General features: G+C 38.7%; 15 protein-coding genes and 1 pseudogene. 10 read left to right on the top strand and 6 right to left on the bottom strand.

Annotated elements, in window-relative coordinates:
- Positions 1–55 precede the first annotated feature (55 nt).
- The 3 genes from ACYX4O_RS11735 to ACYX4O_RS11725 all read right to left on the bottom strand — a co-directional run bounded on the left by ACYX4O_RS11735 (position 56) and on the right by ACYX4O_RS11725 (position 3,079).
- Positions 56–2,269 carry an FUSC family protein gene (locus ACYX4O_RS11735; protein ID WP_476351090.1) on the bottom strand — a complete coding sequence of 738 codons (2,214 nt, stop codon included), beginning with the start codon at positions 2,267–2,269 and terminating at the stop codon, positions 56–58.
- Positions 2,270–2,555: 286 nt separating this feature from the next.
- Entirely contained in the window at positions 2,556–2,705 is a 150-nt protein-coding gene (locus ACYX4O_RS11730; RefSeq protein ID WP_188655386.1) for a hypothetical protein, read from the bottom strand.
- Positions 2,706–2,752: 47 nt separating this feature from the next.
- On the bottom strand, positions 2,753–3,079 hold the full coding sequence (locus ACYX4O_RS11725) for a CHY zinc finger protein (protein ID WP_476351088.1): 327 nt from the start codon (positions 3,077–3,079) through the stop codon (positions 2,753–2,755).
- Positions 3,080–3,253: 174 nt separating this feature from the next.
- On the opposite strand from ACYX4O_RS11725, the pseudogene ACYX4O_RS11720 reads away from it, so the two are divergent.
- The 4 genes and pseudogenes from ACYX4O_RS11720 (at position 3,254) to ACYX4O_RS11705 (ending at position 6,800) form a co-directional block, all read left to right on the top strand.
- Positions 3,254–3,578, top strand: a pseudogene (locus ACYX4O_RS11720) (PadR family transcriptional regulator).
- On the top strand, positions 3,571–4,128 hold the full coding sequence (locus ACYX4O_RS11715; RefSeq protein ID WP_476351086.1) for an HAAS signaling domain-containing protein: 558 nt from the start codon (positions 3,571–3,573) through the stop codon (positions 4,126–4,128). Before ACYX4O_RS11720 ends, ACYX4O_RS11715 begins: the two are co-directional and overlap by 8 nt.
- A complete protein-coding gene (locus ACYX4O_RS11710) occupies positions 4,125–5,024 on the top strand; it encodes a DUF4097 family beta strand repeat-containing protein (protein WP_476351084.1) in 900 nt (299 codons plus the stop codon). The genes ACYX4O_RS11715 and ACYX4O_RS11710 overlap by 4 nt, the downstream gene beginning before the upstream one ends.
- A 675-nt stretch (positions 5,025–5,699) precedes the next feature.
- Positions 5,700–6,800, top strand: a complete 1,101-nt coding sequence (locus ACYX4O_RS11705) for an AI-2E family transporter (RefSeq protein ID WP_476351082.1) — start codon at positions 5,700–5,702, stop codon at positions 6,798–6,800.
- Between the two features lie 27 nt (positions 6,801–6,827).
- On the opposite strand, the gene ACYX4O_RS11700 is transcribed toward ACYX4O_RS11705, so the two are convergent.
- Positions 6,828–6,995, bottom strand: coding sequence for a hypothetical protein (locus ACYX4O_RS11700; RefSeq protein ID WP_476351080.1), 168 nt, complete (start codon positions 6,993–6,995; stop codon positions 6,828–6,830).
- Between the two features lie 48 nt (positions 6,996–7,043).
- Positions 7,044–7,271, bottom strand: a complete 228-nt coding sequence (locus ACYX4O_RS11695; protein ID WP_476351078.1) for a hypothetical protein — start codon at positions 7,269–7,271, stop codon at positions 7,044–7,046.
- An 807-nt stretch (positions 7,272–8,078) separates the two neighbouring features.
- Here ACYX4O_RS11695 and ACYX4O_RS11690 point away from each other — a divergent pair.
- Entirely contained in the window at positions 8,079–8,300 is a 222-nt protein-coding gene (locus ACYX4O_RS11690; protein WP_476351076.1) for a hypothetical protein, read from the top strand.
- 26 nt (positions 8,301–8,326) lie between these two features.
- Here ACYX4O_RS11690 and ACYX4O_RS11685 read toward each other — a convergent pair whose 3' ends face one another.
- Positions 8,327–9,079, bottom strand: a complete 753-nt coding sequence (locus ACYX4O_RS11685; RefSeq protein ID WP_476351074.1) for a TraR/DksA C4-type zinc finger protein — start codon at positions 9,077–9,079, stop codon at positions 8,327–8,329.
- A gap of 219 nt (positions 9,080–9,298) precedes the next feature.
- Here ACYX4O_RS11685 and ACYX4O_RS11680 point away from each other — a divergent pair, with 219 nt between their 5' ends.
- From ACYX4O_RS11680 to ACYX4O_RS11660, 5 genes are all read left to right on the top strand, one after another.
- Entirely contained in the window at positions 9,299–10,492 is a 1,194-nt protein-coding gene (locus ACYX4O_RS11680) for a dicarboxylate/amino acid:cation symporter (protein WP_476351072.1), read from the top strand.
- Between the two features lie 142 nt (positions 10,493–10,634).
- The gene (locus tag ACYX4O_RS11675; RefSeq protein WP_476351070.1) at positions 10,635–12,008 is read left to right on the top strand and encodes a DUF6792 domain-containing protein; all 1,374 of its coding nucleotides are present in this window, start codon (positions 10,635–10,637) and stop codon (positions 12,006–12,008) included.
- Between the two features lie 160 nt (positions 12,009–12,168).
- Entirely contained in the window at positions 12,169–13,821 is a 1,653-nt protein-coding gene (locus ACYX4O_RS11670; RefSeq protein WP_476357105.1) for a PTS transporter subunit IIBC, read from the top strand.
- Between the two features lie 3 nt (positions 13,822–13,824).
- A complete protein-coding gene (locus ACYX4O_RS11665; protein ID WP_476351068.1) occupies positions 13,825–14,619 on the top strand; it encodes an endonuclease/exonuclease/phosphatase family protein in 795 nt (264 codons plus the stop codon).
- Between the two features lie 18 nt (positions 14,620–14,637).
- Positions 14,638–16,299 (top strand): glycoside hydrolase family 13 protein, encoded by a 1,662-nt coding sequence (locus tag ACYX4O_RS11660; RefSeq protein WP_476351066.1) that lies wholly within the window; start codon positions 14,638–14,640, stop codon positions 16,297–16,299.
- Positions 16,300–16,391 lie beyond the last annotated feature (92 nt).

Genomic DNA, 16,391 nt, shown 5'->3' with positions numbered 1-16,391 from the left:
AGAAGTTTAGCACGTTAAATTGTTCATGTAAACAGAAAAGTTCTACTATTTACATTTATTCAGGCGGTCTTGATATTGGAGCACCCATATCCTGCGCAAGTAGTACAAGGGATTGGTTAATGCGCCAAATATAGTAAAGTTTATATACGAAAATACGTTTTGAGAGATCGTTGTCCTGATCAGGATAACGCTCGATCCGCTCACGATCATGTTCTAAATCATAAATCGTTTGATGTCTTTTTGTACGTAACATCTCACTAATCGCTGCGATATTATGATTAACATGAGCTTGGATATGATTGATTGTTTCTTTTAAGTCAGCATCAATATTAGGTTCATGCTCTCTTGTAGCATTTAAGTGTTTGGCATAGTAATTCGTCGCTACTAGGATGGTCAACCATCTTTCTATATCAGACCTTGAGAATCGTGCGGGGCGTTTTCTTATAGATTCAGAATCAATTTTGAATTGATGCAAAGACTGATCAAGGTCAAAAGCTATTTCAGTCAAGTTTTCTGTTGTATTTTTCCCCTTTAGGCTCATTAGATATGTCTCAATGTACTTAGACAAGGAGTCTAAAAATGAAAGAGTCGTATCCGTTACTTTTTCTCTCGTTTTGTTTGGGAGTACTAATGCAGCTGAGAAGAATCCAATATAAGCCCCAAGGAATGTATCAAGTACGCGTGCTAGTAATAGGTGATACGTAATACCTCCTAATAAAAGGTCGTATAGCATAGCTATAATCATAGTAATCCAGAACATAGCTAAAGAATATGAGACGTTAAACAAGTAAAAGGCCATAAATATGCACAAAAATATAAATGCAACCTGCCATGTACTTTGACCAGTTAATACCAAGGAAACTAAAAATCCAACAATCGCCCCAGCAATAGTACCAATCGTACGTTCATTCGCTTTAATAAAGGTACGTCCTACTGTATCTGTTCCCATGAAAACAATAAATGCTGATAGTAATATCCAGTATTGGTGTGTTGGGGTTAATAAATAACCAAGCGCAATAGAAAGTGCACCTGCTAGGAGTGCCTGGAGTGCTTTTTTTGTCGTAGGTTCAAGCCCTTCTTGTTCTTCATCTTGAGAGGGTTCATCGGGTGCTTCTTCTTTATTTGTCCGTTCTATATTTTTATGACGAACTTCATGAAGCTCAAATGCACCTTCTATAACATGGTTCGCCATCGTATTTAGTCGGCGTAATAGGAATAACCACTCATCATACTCTTGTTGGTTAATTTCTTGAGCAACTGCTCGAAGTTGCTGTACGCTCTTTTCAGCTTCTAGGAGCTGGTCTAACACATTATGATGGCGTAATACTTTAACGTCTCTTGTAGACTGAATGAGTTGAACAAGGGATTTTTGCACTTCGGTATGACTCAGTGCTTCTTGTTCCTTAAGTTGCTTAATAGTAGGTGTTAATGTTTCCATTAACATTTGCACATCAAATACATACAGCCGAAGTTGATTGGCTGTTATTCCTTCCCATACATCATAAGGGTCCACATCCCCAAGTTGTGCTGCAATATTTCTAGCATATTCATTCAACTTTAGAACGTTGCGATTTAAGTAACGTAGCTGACTTTCATCCTCATAAGGGTGTTGAATAATATGAATGACTCTAGAGAGGATCAAGTTTGTTTGGATGTGAAAGGAGGTCATACTTCTTTTTAGTACATTTTCTGGTTTATTTTTTATTAAAACAAACTTATAGAAATAGGCATAAAAGACTCCTATGGCTATACCGATGAAGTAAATCGGTAAATCGGTAAATTGAACACCTAAAATTGTTGAAAAGTAAATCGAGATAAAGCCGATCATATTTAATGAAAAATAACGGGAGCCATAACGAGATAGATAAAAAGCTAAGAATACAACGCTCAATATTGCAACATCTGATAGGTGGAAGTAAGAAGAGGTCCAGGCTCCGATGGTAAGAGTTATTCCACTTGATAGAGCAAGGAGTAGCGTTGTGACCTTTTGCTTTTGACTCGTATCGTCAAACACAGCAAAGACGCCTAAGAGTCCTACAATTCCAGAGAAGATCGGTACGGTAATTAAGCTGTAATTGAGCCAATCCAGTAGAAGATTTGTAGTCAGTACAGAGGAGATCACACTTAGCGTTGCCTTCGTTGCATTGAGTAGGCGGGTCAGACCAGGGTCTGCAGCCGTAATTCGTGCAAGCCAATGTAGTAAGGTTTGATAGATCGTCTGTTTCATTTTCATATTTTTATCATAAACGATTCTGTTCGCATCATCCAATCCAAATGCCTCATTTAGTAGAATTCTATCTATTCTGTGAATTCACGGAAATCCTTACAGGCTAGGGTAGGGTTGTTGAAGACTCGAGAATGAGAGGAGGTTTCCGTTAACTTTAAATGAGCGTAAGGTGGGCCTGGAAACCACCAGCTCCCCGAAGGAAAGCGAGTTGTCCCCGAGCAAGCCCAAGTACTCATAAGCGTTGGCGGCCCCTTATATGGAATAAACCCCATACCAAACATTAAAAAGACATTGCTTTGCACAATGTCTTTTTGAGGGGATCGTATAATCAGTCTTCATCGATCGTGGTTTGGGTTGGGTGTGTGGCTTTTTTCATTTCTTCTTTTGACATTACATTATCTTGGGCACCAAGTGCGTCATTATAAGGTTTTCCTTTTTGGCTTCCTTGCTTTTTTCCTTGCTTATTCTTATTCGACATCGTAACGCCTCCTTTACGAACTTTAGTGTATCTCTATAGGAGACGTTCTATGCTTCAAAGTAAATGTGGTAGTGCAAAGCGCACCCCTCATTCCATGGATGATTACAGTTAGGGCAGGTGAAAGGGGCTTCTAAATATGTATTGATTGAGATTTGTGACTGACAATGGCCACAGAGAATAGCCGTTTCTTGAAACTTTTTCTTAGGCCAGCGACGAATAGGGTGTTCACAAGCTTCTTCATGACATTTATAACAAGGATAGTATGTATGGCAGCAATAAAATTTAATCGCAATAACGTCTTTACTTGTGTGATAGTGCACACATCGTGTTTCTTCATCAATAATTTGTCCATAAATCGTAGGGGATGAGTTCATAGTATAGACCTCCTTATTCATATAGTGTACTGAATGATTGAAGCGCTGAACATCTTTTTTCACTACCTTGCATTATTCAGTACCATAATGTATGATGATTTTATCAATAGGAAACTTTTTCCTTGCTAGTGAATATTATTTAGTACTGAACTATGTAAAATAGGAGGTGGATAAGTGAATGTTCAATTTAAGAAAGGAGCACTAGAATTATGTGTGCTCGTTATGATTGCGTCTAAAGACCAATATGGTTACGAACTTGCTCAAAATATTTCTACTAAGATTCAAATCGCAGAAGGTACTCTTTACCCCCTTGCTACGACGCCTCACCAAAGAAGAGTATTTAACTACGTACTTTGCCGCATCTACTGAAGGACCATCTAGAAAATATTACTCCATTACTGCTAAAGGAAAAACTTACAAAGAAACACTCATCCAAGATTGGAACATGTTCACTAGTGCTGTGACAGAATTAATTGAGGAGGAGAATAAAATTGAATAAAGAACAGTTTATGAACAAGTTGGAAGTACAATTGAGCAAACTTCCTAGTGATGTTCGAAAAGAGCTTCTATATGATTATGAAGAACATTTTGACACTGGAATTATGAAAGGTCATTCCGAAGAGGAGCTAGCGAATCAGTTGGGTGACCCAAAGAGAATTGGCAAAGACTTATTAGCTCAGTATAGGCTTGAACGAGCACAATCTGAGAAGTCAGTTAAACATATTTTACAAGCTATATTCGCTACCATGAGCGTGAGCTTCTTAAATTTAATTCTAGTCCTCGGTCCTGTAATAGGTGTAATTGGTCTTTATATAGGGTTGTGTTCTATGGCGATCGGTCTGGCAATAACACCTTTCCTCTTTATCGGCAGTATGTTCATAGGAACTGTTGAGCCATTCTTCGTTAACTTGTTTATTTCTATAACGCTAGGTAGTGGTGGTTTATTGATGAGTTCCGGATTATTTATAGTTGGAAAATGGCTTTATAAACTAACACTTTCTTATATTCAATTTAATATAAGAATTGTAAAGGGAGAGAATGCGGCATGAAGGTATTTATAAAATGGGTGAGTTTAGTTTTTGTTATGGGTATCTTAGGGACTCTTGTATCTCTTCAAGTTACTGGGGCCTTCAGTCAGGAGGTCGTAGATGTATTTGAAGAAAAGAAAGTAAAGGGATCTTCAATCAAGCACCTTAGTGTTGATACTTCATCCGCGGACATTGACATTGTACAAAGTCAGGACGATACGATATACGTACAATGGGGCGGTAAGGCGAGTAAAGGTGTATGGGAGGATTATGAGTTAAGCACTACCAAAAAGGGGGATGAACTTTCTGTAAAGCTTCGCCAAAAGGATATTCTAGGTTTTCAGTTTGGGTTCATTCAGACGGACTTAAAGCTTACAGTACGTATGCCCCAAAAGCTTTATGAAGGATTAACTCTTTCATCTTCTTCGGGTGACGTTAGTGTGAATGATCAACATTCTAATAATATAAGTATAAAGACTAGTTCAGGTGACATGGAGCTAGAGAAGATCAAGATTACGGAAGAACTCAACACTCGTTCATCCAGTGGAACTATTCGGTTAAATGATGTCTATACTAATCGCTTCCTAACTGATACGAGCAGTGGGGATATAGTAGGGGAAACGATGGAAGTGGTACAAATAATGGGTGATTCATCATCAGGTACAATTGATCTTAGTGAATTAATGCTAACTGGTGATTTGGATATTAAAACGTCGAGCGGTGATGTTTACCTCCAGTTTGCGCAAGTACCTCACTCCTTTATTATTGATTATAAATCAAGTTCAGGTGAGGAACGAGTTAATCTAGACGGAATCGACTATGAACGAAAAGCTGAACATGAGGTTAAAGGGCAAAGAGGGAGCGGAGATCAGCGTATCGAAGTTCGCACAAGCTCTGGTGATTTCCGCGCTCAATAAGATAGCAGTATCTGGCGTGATTCAGGAGGAATTAGCGTCTCCGTGAGATTGGCGCCAAGTGATTATTCTGAATTAAATTCGTATCTATATTGAGTAGAATGGCTGAAGTGAATTTTATTATTTAAGGAAATGTAGGAGAAGAAATAGAAGATTTGTATCGATATGTTAGAACTGTCACGCTGTCTTATTTGACACTAGAAATAGTAAAGGTCCACTTGATCAAATCCTTTTTAGAATGGCTGTGCTAGTCTATCAATAGAGGAACATATTCTCAAGTGTAACAGGTGATAAGAGTCACCTGTTTTTTTATGGAAGAAAAAAACTTATGCAGATTTGAATCTTTAGGTTTTTAAAGAAGCTATTTAGGTAAAACAAAAGTTAGACCGAAGCTTTAGTAGTTTCTAAGCGCTCTTAGCAACCATTTGACGTTGGCTAATGGCCTTAAGAATCGATAATTTATCTTGAGGGGTTAACATTCTCCAGCTAGCGGCTTTGATTTTCATATTGAATCTCCTCCTTTTTGATTGGAAAACAAACAAAAGCAAGGGAAACTATTCAACTATGCATCTGAATCATTTAGTAGTTTATACCGTCATTTAAACAAAATTAAACAACAAAAATTTCTACAAATTTTGCGACAATGGGGGTTTGAATCCCCTTAGAAGGAGGAATTATATGTGGCTTAAACATCCATTCTTTAAATATGCAACTGGAACTGTCATTGTTCTTATTGGTCTTTATATCCTTGAGTTATTAGGTTTCTTCGGTCCTATAAAAACCATTCTTAAAACGCTCTTTTATCCTATATTAATTGCTGGATTCTTATTTTATATTTTAAGGCCGATTGTGTCGAAATTAACCAAAACAAAAATAATGAATAAAACAACAGCCATACTTACTGTGTTTCTTTCCATTATTACGATCATTTATGCGGCTGTCTATTTTTTAGCGGGTACAATTCAGGAACAAGTGAAAAATATTAGCTCTAAACTGCCAGAGAAATTAAAAAAGTCAGCTGAAGAAGCTCAGAAAACAATTGAGAAGAATGACATGGGAATGGTGTCTGTACAGAACTTGAGACAGAAGGTAAGTAGTGGAGCCTCTGAGGTCCTGCAATCATTAGGTGATAACGTGATGCAAGTTGTATCAGCTATTACAGGGGCTACAACTGTTCTAGTTATTGTGCCGTTTATCTTATTCTATTTCTTAAAAGACGATCATAAATTTATTCCTTATCTGCTACAGTTCATACCAGATCGTCATAATTCAAAAGGGAAAGATGTTCTTAGAAGGATTAGTGAAACGGTGTCAGCTTATATTACAGGTCAGGTAATCGTTGCACTTGTTGACGGGGTGTTAATGTATATAGGTTACCTCATTCTTGGACTAGATTATGCTCTAATATTAGGTATTTTTGTTTCTCTAACAGCTGTTGTTCCATTCTTTGGACCAATTATTGGTGTGATTCCAGCAGTTATCGTTGCTTTAACACAAGATCCAGCTATGGCTCTATATGTAATTATTGCCCTTATCATTGTCCAACAGTTAGAAGGAAACTTGGTAGCTCCTCTTGTATTAGGTAAGCGATTAAACATCCATCCGATTACAATCATTTTATTGCTTATTGTTGCATCTGCACTATATGGGTTTATTGGTATGCTTATCGCTATACCACTCTATTCCGTAGTCAAAGTTATCTTTAAAACGGTTTCAGAAGAAATTGATAGAGAATGGCTATTCAGAGATGTCTTTAAAACCAAAAAATCAAATTCTTAATAATAAAAAATAAGAGGAGGGATCCTCTTATTTTTTATGTTCACCTTGCATGCCATGCTTCGAATTACGGTTCGCTCCACGTTGCATATCTTCTTGACTTTTTGTCTCATCCGTAAGTTCTACATTAGCCATGCTCTCAGTAGGAGTTGAATTGTTCTTTAAGGCTGCATCTCTTGATACTTTACGTTTTGTCATCAATCTTTCCTCCCTTCCTAATCATTAGTTTTCACATTCGGTAATATATCATTCATCAGTTTTAGACCGAATGGCTTCAATCATCTGCTCATATTTCTCCGGGTTTACAAATGTATCTTTGTCCCAGTTGTGTTGGATCCAATTAAGAAGCTCGTAAGCTGAATTAAAAATTTCTCCGCTGGTATCCGCTGAACGAAGCATATATCGTCCATTATCAGGATCGACTGTAATTTGGTTTGGATAAGCGCTTTCATGAGTTTGTAGTTCGAACTCCATTACAAACCTCCTTAAGATTCGACTTTGTTAACGCTTATTATTGATTTTGTTCCATATAAGCCCCCTTATGCGGTTGAATTCAAGAGGCCCCCGTCTTGCTGTGAATAGAGAAAAGCTCCCGTCAACTTTTATGGAGCGTAAGGCGGGCCTGGAAATCACTCGCTTTCCGCGGGTGAGCTGTCGAGCTTCCTCGTTCGCTTCGCTCTCTGTGGGATCTCGTCTAGCTCTTTCTCCCGCAGGAGTCTCGCAATTTCCAGGCCCACCTTTGCCGAATGGGGAGAGACGGGAGCGAGCCGAATATGGTAGGTGGGGGCTTTAATGCAATCATGATGAGTGGCCGTTCACCCAATAGACGTTAGGGCAGGATCGGGGACTGCGAGACTCCCGCGGGGTAAGGAGCTTATCCAGTTCCGGAGTGGAGGACCTAGCGAGATAAGTCATCTTTTTTCCAAAGGCTAATCGCCTTTTCCAAAAAGCTGACTTATCCGTACGGTCCTAAGCACCACCCCTACACTTTAAATCTAGGGGAGACCCCGGAAAGCGCGTAGCGATTGAGGAGGCTTCCCAGCTCCCCGCAGGAAAGCGAGTTGTCCCCGAGCCTGCCCTAGCACTTAAAAGCGTAACGGCCACATACATGACGAATTCTCTCAGTTTCGAGTCTTCAACAATCCTTCTCTATTCTTGAACAAGCTTGTTTTAAAGAATAACAACAGCAAACTTTAACAAAGCCTAAGATTTAAATGATTAAGATAGCCCCATCCTGGGAAACGTGTAATAGAAGGAATACACAACAGGAGGGTAAAACATATGAGTAATAAGAAACGACATGAAGACCACCAAATGTCTGAAGCATTTACTGCAAATAGTAAGTTGAGCAAGGCATTTAACGGTGAAGAACAAGAGGATAGAGGTATGGAAGGGGAGAATTTATCCCAGTATTACATGAACAATAACACACCTGCTATCGATATAGATCCACTAGAGGATACAGACCATGACACAGAAGATCAGGTTAAGAATAAAGAGTAAAAGCCTTGCCCTATGGCAAGGCTTTTTCAGTCTTCATCGACGTAGCTGTCTCCTTCATGGTAGGGGATATCACCCATTATCGACATCATACCATCTTCATCCAAGTCTTCTTCGTACTCTTCATGTGCCTCATTCGGGTAAACTGTGACGTTTTTCCCGTATAGATCATTGCCCGTGAAGTTTTCGTAATCTTCAACATAGCTAACAGGTTCATCTGAATTAATGTACGTGTCATCATAATCTGATATATCCTGGCCTGAAAAGTCAGATGGTGTTTCTGAAGTTCCATAACGTGCTACATCTTGCCATGAGTCTTCTGAGTCATAAAAGTTCGAACCGGCTGCTTCGTCTGAGTGTCTTCTAAAGCCAGGTTGAAGAATTTCTTCTTCTACAGGACGTTCTTCATGCTCATGTTGGTTTGGACTATGTTCAATACAAAACGTAGTGGTGGGTAAAGCCTGCAGGCGGTCCTTTGGGATGTCTTTTCCGCAAGATTCACACTGACCATACTCACCCTTGTCCATTCTTTCAAGGGCATGGTTTATATCTTTTAATTCTTGTTCTGCGTGCTCATTTAAGGCAATATCTTTCTCTCGTTCATATAGAAACGTAGCCGTATCTCCTGGATGGTTATCATAATTGGATAGTTCAGAAACGGATTCTTGATCTGCTTCTGATTCAAGATCGTAATGATCGTTGTGTTCTAGGTGAGTTTCTAGCTCTTCCTTTTGTTTCATCAATTTGTGACGAAAGGTTTGTTGCTCTTGTGATGAAAGCATACGATTCCTCCTAACAAACGTTATTAAGGATAGTATTAGCGGTGCTTCATGAAATCATGCTGTATATATGTGGGGATTTGTTAGATGATACATTTGAATTGAAATCGCTATATAAACTGAATATTCCGAATTTATGTTTTTTCCTTAACAAACGGGGGGCAAGGGTCTATACTTGTATCCATCAACAGAAAACACGTGTTCACCTGAGGAGGACAAAACATGAAAATAGGATTATTACCACGACTCTTAATCGGAATTGCACTAGGTATCATTAGTGGGTTAGTACTTCCTCAATGGGGAATTGAACTGTTTGCTACTTTTAATGGCTTGTTTGGGAACTTTCTTAACTTCATTATTCCGCTTATTATTTTAGCATTTATCGCACCAGGAATAGGTGAATTAGGGAAGGGTGCAGGTAAGCTTGTAGGCTTAACAGCAAGTGTTGCCTATGGTTCAACGGTGCTTGCTGGACTGTTAGCATTTATGGTTGGAAGTACAGTGTTTCCTAACATATTAACTGTGGGAAGCTTAGGAGGAAACTTTGAAAATCCTGAAGAATTTCTACTTGAAGGGTTTTTCCAAGTTGAAATGCCACCTGTTATGAGTGTTATGACAGCGTTGATCCTAGCTTTTGTAATTGGTATTGGTCTTGCTTCTATTAATGGGAACGCACTTCAAAAAGGATTTGAAGATCTAAGAAGCATTATTGAAAAAGTTATTCAGTACGTTATTATTCCTTTATTACCTATACACATTTTTGGCATATTTGCCAACATGACTTACGGTGGTCAAGTTGCTACGATTATGTCAACGTTTATCAAGGTATTTGCTATTATTATTGTCTTACATTTAGTAATGCTTACATTGCAATATACAACCGCTTCAGCAATGTCAAAGAAAAATATCTTTACATCCATTAAAAATATGGTTCCAGCATATTTCACAGCACTTGGAACACAATCATCGGCTTCGACGATCCCTGTTACGCTTCGTCAAACGAAGAAAAATAATGTGAAAGATAAGATTGCCGATTTCGTTGTTCCGCTATGTGCAAACATTCATCTCTCTGGTAGTACCATTACAATCGTAAGTGCTGCAATGGCCGTTATGTTTTTGAATGGAATGGAAGTAACTTTCGTGGAAGTATTCCCGTTCATCCTTGCACTAGGACTTACGATGATTGCAGCACCTGGTGTGCCAGGCGGAGCAGTTATGTCTGCAATTGGACTCCTTCAATCCATGCTTGGGTTCAATGATGCAATGCTTTCTTTAATGATTGCTCTTTATTTAACACAAGATAGCTTCGGTACAGCTACAAATGTTACTGGTGACGGAGCGATTTCAATTGTGGTCGATAAACTAATGGGAAATCAAGTGGAAACAGAAGAAGTAAATGAACAAAAATCTGCATAGATTGTTTATGGAAAGGGTGAAATCGCTAATGATTTCACCCTTTTTTCTATACGTTTCTAGGTGAAATATCATTCTATTTGCGGACGTTTTTCTTTCATTTTTTTGCTACACTTAATACAGAAAGAGTAGGAGGGGGATGAGGGTGAAAAGATTCATTCTAAATGATGATTTAATCCGAGCAAAGGTCGTAAATACTGAATATAATGGGACATCTCCTAAAGTTTTTGAAGAGTGGCTGAAGGATCAATGCGCTTTGTCAGAAAGGGAATTCGACATAACGATCTACCCCTCTTCTTTTACTACATCTGAACAAGATACGGGGTTTGATGGAACGGTGATTCACTTCTACAATCCACATAATGGAGTAAACGAGATGTACACCATCTTTCGCGGTAGTGAGCATGTAGAGGTATCAGACTGGAGGCCAAAAGACTGGGTTTATAACTTGCTAGGGATTTTTGTAGGACAAGGAATATCGCAATATCGTTCGGCAAAAGCATTTGATGAACTTCTTACAGAATATATCCAACTAAAAACGAACGTTCCATTAAGAAAAATTGGAATGGGTTTCTCTTTAGGTGGTAACTTAGCTCAAACACTTCATCTTATTGAAAAACCATTTGAAGCTGTATACACCTTTAATGATGCGAAGCCAAGCTTTTACCAAATGGCGGCAATTGACAAGGGATTTCAGCATTCAATTGAAGAAACGTTCCTTCAACCATTACTACCTTTTTCTAAGATTTACGCACTCCCAATTGAGCAGCTAAAACAGGTAGCCAGTCAAAGATATGACTTGAAAAATTGCGATATATACAAAGTTAGCCTGTCAGGAGATCTGTTGTTTGCCTTTCACCAAGTTCCGGGCTTTTTAGAGACTGGTCACGAAAAAATCGTCCAAAATGTACGTGAGAATCGTGTACGCAGTGTTGTAGAAAACATCCCCCCATCATTTTTTCGTGAATTAAGGAATACTCTTTTTTCGTATAGCGTGTTATATGAAAAGGAGGGGTTTGACGCACTTTGGGAAGAAGTGACGGGTCTTGATGCAACGGTTGTTGAAGGTATATTTAGGGTGGTAGTGGACTATAGAGAAGAAGGGTTTCACTTAGGATTACTTAAAAGGCTGCTGAATGTCTTCACGCAAGGTTTTCTTAGTTTCAAAGAGATATATGAACGACTTCCCATATTGTCAAAACTATTGATGCGTATATATAAAGATTCTCCTAGTTTAATAAAGTTATTAATTGAAAACGGATATTTAACACAGCAGGAACATATTCAATGGAAAGAAAACCTCCTTATAATAGAAGAATCAATGAAGGATCGCGGATATGAGGTGAGTCTTGCTGATATGAATGTGGATATACGCCTATGGAGAGCTATCTTAACGGTTTATCAGTTGCTTGAGAAAGTGGTTCATATGCTATTGGAAGATATTGAAAAAGGTGTAGAGTCTCACGATTTAGATCGTCTCATCTATTACTTACAAAAATATGATAAAATATTTTCATAAAATATACGATTGGTATTGCTAAATGGAAGATTTTACGGTACTATTTGATTCATAAGTTGCGAAAACGTTTGCACAAAACGTTTTCATTTTTTACATAATTGTGAAAACGATTCCAGATATTTGAGATAAGGGGAGTGGGAACATGTCTAAAATTAAGCAATTGCCGATCTTTTCATTTGATTTTTGGCAAAAATTTGGCAAAGCATTAATGGTTGTAGTAGCAGTAATGCCAGCAGCTGGTATTATGATCTCGTTAGGAAAAGCACTTGATATGGTCGTAGATGATCTTGCATTTATGCAAGCGTTTGCGCGAATTATGGAAGATATCGGTTGGTCCATTATTGGTAACCTCCATATTTTATTCGCTGTAGCTATTGGTGGATCTTGGGCTAAAGAACGTGCAGGGGGAGCTTTTGCTGCGCTTCTTGCCTTTATCTTTATTAACAGAATTACAGGCGCCATATTTGGTGTGAACTCGGGCATGTTGATTGAAGGCGAGCAAACCGTAACATCATTTTTAGGTACAGAAATGCCTGTCGGGGATTATTTTATTAATGTCTTAGGTGCACCAGCCTTAAATATGGGGGTATTTGTCGGAATCATTTCAGGCTTCTTAGGAGCTAGTCTTTTTAATAAGTATTATGCTTTTGACAAATTACCAGATGCGTTAGGTTTCTTTAACGGAAAACGTTTTGTACCGTTTGTTGTAATGGTAGGTTCAGTATTTGTATCACTAGCATTGGCGCTAATTTGGCCTCCTGTTCAAACCGTTCTTAACAACTTTGGTGAGTGGATTGCAACATCTCGTGATTCTGCACCAATCTTAGCTCCATTTGTATATGGGGCGATGGAACGACTCATGCTTCCGTTTGGTCTTCACCATATGTTAACTGTTCCAATTAATTACACGGAACTAGGTGGAACGTATATTATTCAAACTGGAAAGAATATTGGGCAAGCAGTAGCTGGTCAGGATCCGCTATGGTTGGCGTGGGCAACCGATCTTTACAACTATATGTCTCAAGGGAATATGGAAGCTTACAATGAATTGGAAGAGAACGTTACACCTGCTCGTTTTAAGGCAGGTCAGGTGGTGACATCAACAGCGGCTTTAATTGGTATCGCCCTTGCTATGTACAAAAACGTTGACGAAGACAAGAAGAGCAAGTATAAATCGGTATTCCTTTCAGCTGGACTTGCGGTCTTCCTAACAGGGGTAACGGAACCAATTGAATTTATGTTTATGTTTGCTGCACCTTTATTATATGTTGTGTACGCGATCATGACAGGTTTAGCTTTTGCTGTTGTAGACTTAGTAGATTTACGTATTCATGCATTTGGCATGGTTGAATTAATTACTCGTACACCTCTTATGATTAATGCAGGGATTGGGCGAGATCTAATTAACTTTGTCGTAACAAGCCTTGTATTCTTTGGACTGAACTTTTCCATTGCAAATGTTATGATTAAAAAAATGAAATTACCAACTCCTGGGCGTAAAGGGAATTACATTGATGATGGTGGAGAAGGAGACTCTACAGCAGATTCTTCTATAAGTGAGAACGGAGAAGATCATTCTCAATCCGGTCAAGTTATTGCATTACTAGGTGGTAAGGAAAACATTTACGAAGTAGATGCTTGTATGACACGCTTACGTGTAACAGTGAATGATTTAGAGAAAGTAGCTAAAGAAGATGAGTGGAAGCGTAACGGAGCTATGGGGCTTGTTGTGAAAGATAGAGGTGTTCAAGCAATTTATGGCCCTAAAGCAGATGTTCTAAAATCTGAGATTCAAACAAAATTAGGAGCTTAATAGATGAAACTACTGACGTTGAACGTACATGCATGGCAAGAAGACAATCAAATGACTAAAATTAAACAAGTTGCAGAAAGAATTCATAACAGTCGCTATGATGCCGTCGCGTTACAGGAAGTAAGTCAGCATAAAGAGGCTCATTGTGTGTATGACCATATCAGAGATGATAACTATGGTTATTTAATACAACAAGAATTGAATGAGCTAGGTAGCGCAGATTATGAGTTAGTCTGGGATGTTTCCCATTATGGATATGATGTCTATGAAGAAGGGCTTGCCCTTCTTGTAAGGCATCCTATACAAGCATCAGAATCATTTTATGTAACAAAGTCTAGCTCAGTAGACTATTGGAAATCACGAAAGATTGTATCTGCGAAGTGTGTAATGAATGAGGTGCCTGTAAACCTCTACTCTTGCCACTTAGGTTGGTGGGGAGATGAAGATGAACCTTATGACTCTCAAGTGGATGTACTTATGAATCATATAAATACTGAAGGACTATCTTTCCTTCTGGGTGATTTCAACGCTTCTGATCACAGTCGTGAGGAAGGGTATGATTATATCCTAAGAAAAGGTTGGATGGATACACATAATGTAGCTCTTGAACAAGTTGGTGAAAAGACAATTGAAGGGAAAATTGCTGGTTGGGATCAAAACAAAGAAGGGATCAAGATCGATCACATCTTTTGTAATCAACATGTGAATGTACAGAAATCTGAAGTTGTATTTGATGGGAAGACGACTTCTGTTGTTTCTGATCATTATGGCTTGGAGATTACGTATACAATCGGTTAAAGAAATGAGGGATTAATGATGGAAAGAGTATGGTGGAAAGAAGCTGTTGGATATCAAGTGTACCCCCGAAGCTTTCAGGATTCGAATGGCGATGGTATTGGTGACTTACAGGGGATGATTAGTCGACTTGATTACTTGGAAGAGTTGGGTATCGATTTTATTTGGATTTGTCCCATGTACAAATCACCTAAAGATGATAATGGCTATGATATATCAGACTACCAAGATATATTAGAAGAGTTTGGTACAATGGAAGATTTCGATGAGCTTTTACATGAAGTACATAAACGTGGGATGAAGCTTATAATTGATCTTGTTTTAAACCATACGAGTGATGAACACCCTTGGTTTTTAGAATCGAAGTCTTCTCTAGAGAATCCAAAACGAGACTGGTATATATGGAGAGACCCTCAAAACGGAGAAGAGCCAAATAACTGGGAAAGCATTTTTGGAGGATCAGCATGGGAGTACGATGAAGAAACTGGTCAATATTATATGCACTTATTCTCTAGGAAACAGCCTGATCTGAACTGGGAGAATGAAGAAGTTAGAGAAGTTTTGTACGACACAGTGAACTGGTGGCTTGATAAAGGGATCGATGGCTTCCGTATTGATGCAATTAGTCATATAAAGAAGCGCCCAGGTTTTCCGGATCTTCCTAACCCTAAGCAAGAGAAGTATGTATCCTCTTTTGATATGCACATGAATCAGGAAGGCATTCACGAGTTTCTGCAAGAATTTAAAGATAAAACTTATGGAAACTATGACGTTATGACCGTCGGTGAAGCCAATGGTGTAAGTGCAGATGAAGCGCACCTTTGGGTTGGTGATGAAGGAAAGATGGACATGGTCTTTCAGTTTGAACACTTAGACCTTTGGGACCAGAATGCGGATCAAAAGCTAGATGTATTAGCCTTGAAAGATGCTCTGACGCGTTGGCAGAAAGGGCTTGAAGGAGATGGGTGGAATGCTCTCTTCATTGAGAACCATGACAAAGCGAGAAGCGTTTCAACATGGGGGGATGATGGAAAGTATTGGCGCGAGAGCGCTACATCTCTTGCGACTATGTATTTCTTCATGCAGGGCACGCCGTTTATCTATCAAGGGCAAGAAATAGGGATGACAAACTTTAAATTTCCTTCAATTGGAGATTTTGATGACGTTGCTGCTAAGAATACGTATCACAACATGATTGAAGAAGGGTACACACATAATGAAGTCATGGATGTATTATGGAGTACTTCAAGAGACAATAGCCGTACACCAATGCAATGGAGTCAAGACGAACATGCTGGGTTTACGAATGCTACTCCTTGGATGAAGGTTAATCCCAACCACGACACGATTAATGTAGAATCCCAACAGCATGACCAAAATTCAATCTTACACTACTATAAGACGATGATTCAGTTGAAGAAACAATATGATGTGTTTACGTATGGAACGTATGATTTGGTAAATGCTGATGACGCAAGGGTTTATGCTTATACAAGAACATTAGGGCAGAAGAAAGCTTTTGTAATTGCAAACCTTACAGAATCTGAAGTAGAATTTCAATCTCCTATGTCCGTAAGTCATGGTTCTCTTGTGCTTCGTAATTATAAAAGTGATAGGGATCCAAGTGATACAGAATTAAAACTGTATCCATATGAAGCGCGTGTCTACATTTTCTCTTCCTGAATAATGTTATGAAATAATTGAGGACCTTAGCCATATTGGTTTTGTCCTCAATTTTTTTATTAGATTGTATAAATAGGCGCACAGAACGAATT

Source organism: Pontibacillus sp. ABV4_188, from assembly GCF_056311905.1.
This window is presented reverse-complemented; position numbering and strand designations above follow the sequence as displayed.

Bases quoted from the DNA above. Each gene is read 5' to 3' on its own strand.
- ACYX4O_RS11730 (WP_188655386.1), bottom strand. From the start codon at position 2,705: ATGTCGAATAAGAATAAGCAAGGAAAAAAGCAAGGAAGCCAAAAAGGA.
- ACYX4O_RS11725 (WP_476351088.1), bottom strand. From the start codon at position 3,079: ATGAACTCATCCCCTACGATTTATGGACAAATTATTGATGAAGAAACA.
- ACYX4O_RS11710 (WP_476351084.1), top strand. From the start codon at position 4,125: ATGAAGGTATTTATAAAATGGGTGAGTTTAGTTTTTGTTATGGGTATC.
- ACYX4O_RS11705 (WP_476351082.1), top strand. From the start codon at position 5,700: ATGTGGCTTAAACATCCATTCTTTAAATATGCAACTGGAACTGTCATT.
- ACYX4O_RS11700 (WP_476351080.1), bottom strand. From the start codon at position 6,995: ATGACAAAACGTAAAGTATCAAGAGATGCAGCCTTAAAGAACAATTCA.
- ACYX4O_RS11695 (WP_476351078.1), bottom strand. From the start codon at position 7,271: ATGGAGTTCGAACTACAAACTCATGAAAGCGCTTATCCAAACCAAATT.
- ACYX4O_RS11690 (WP_476351076.1), top strand. From the start codon at position 8,079: ATGAGTAATAAGAAACGACATGAAGACCACCAAATGTCTGAAGCATTT.
- ACYX4O_RS11685 (WP_476351074.1), bottom strand. From the start codon at position 9,079: ATGCTTTCATCACAAGAGCAACAAACCTTTCGTCACAAATTGATGAAA.
- ACYX4O_RS11680 (WP_476351072.1), top strand. From the start codon at position 9,299: ATGAAAATAGGATTATTACCACGACTCTTAATCGGAATTGCACTAGGT.
- ACYX4O_RS11665 (WP_476351068.1), top strand. From the start codon at position 13,825: ATGAAACTACTGACGTTGAACGTACATGCATGGCAAGAAGACAATCAA.
- ACYX4O_RS11660 (WP_476351066.1), top strand. From the start codon at position 14,638: ATGGAAAGAGTATGGTGGAAAGAAGCTGTTGGATATCAAGTGTACCCC.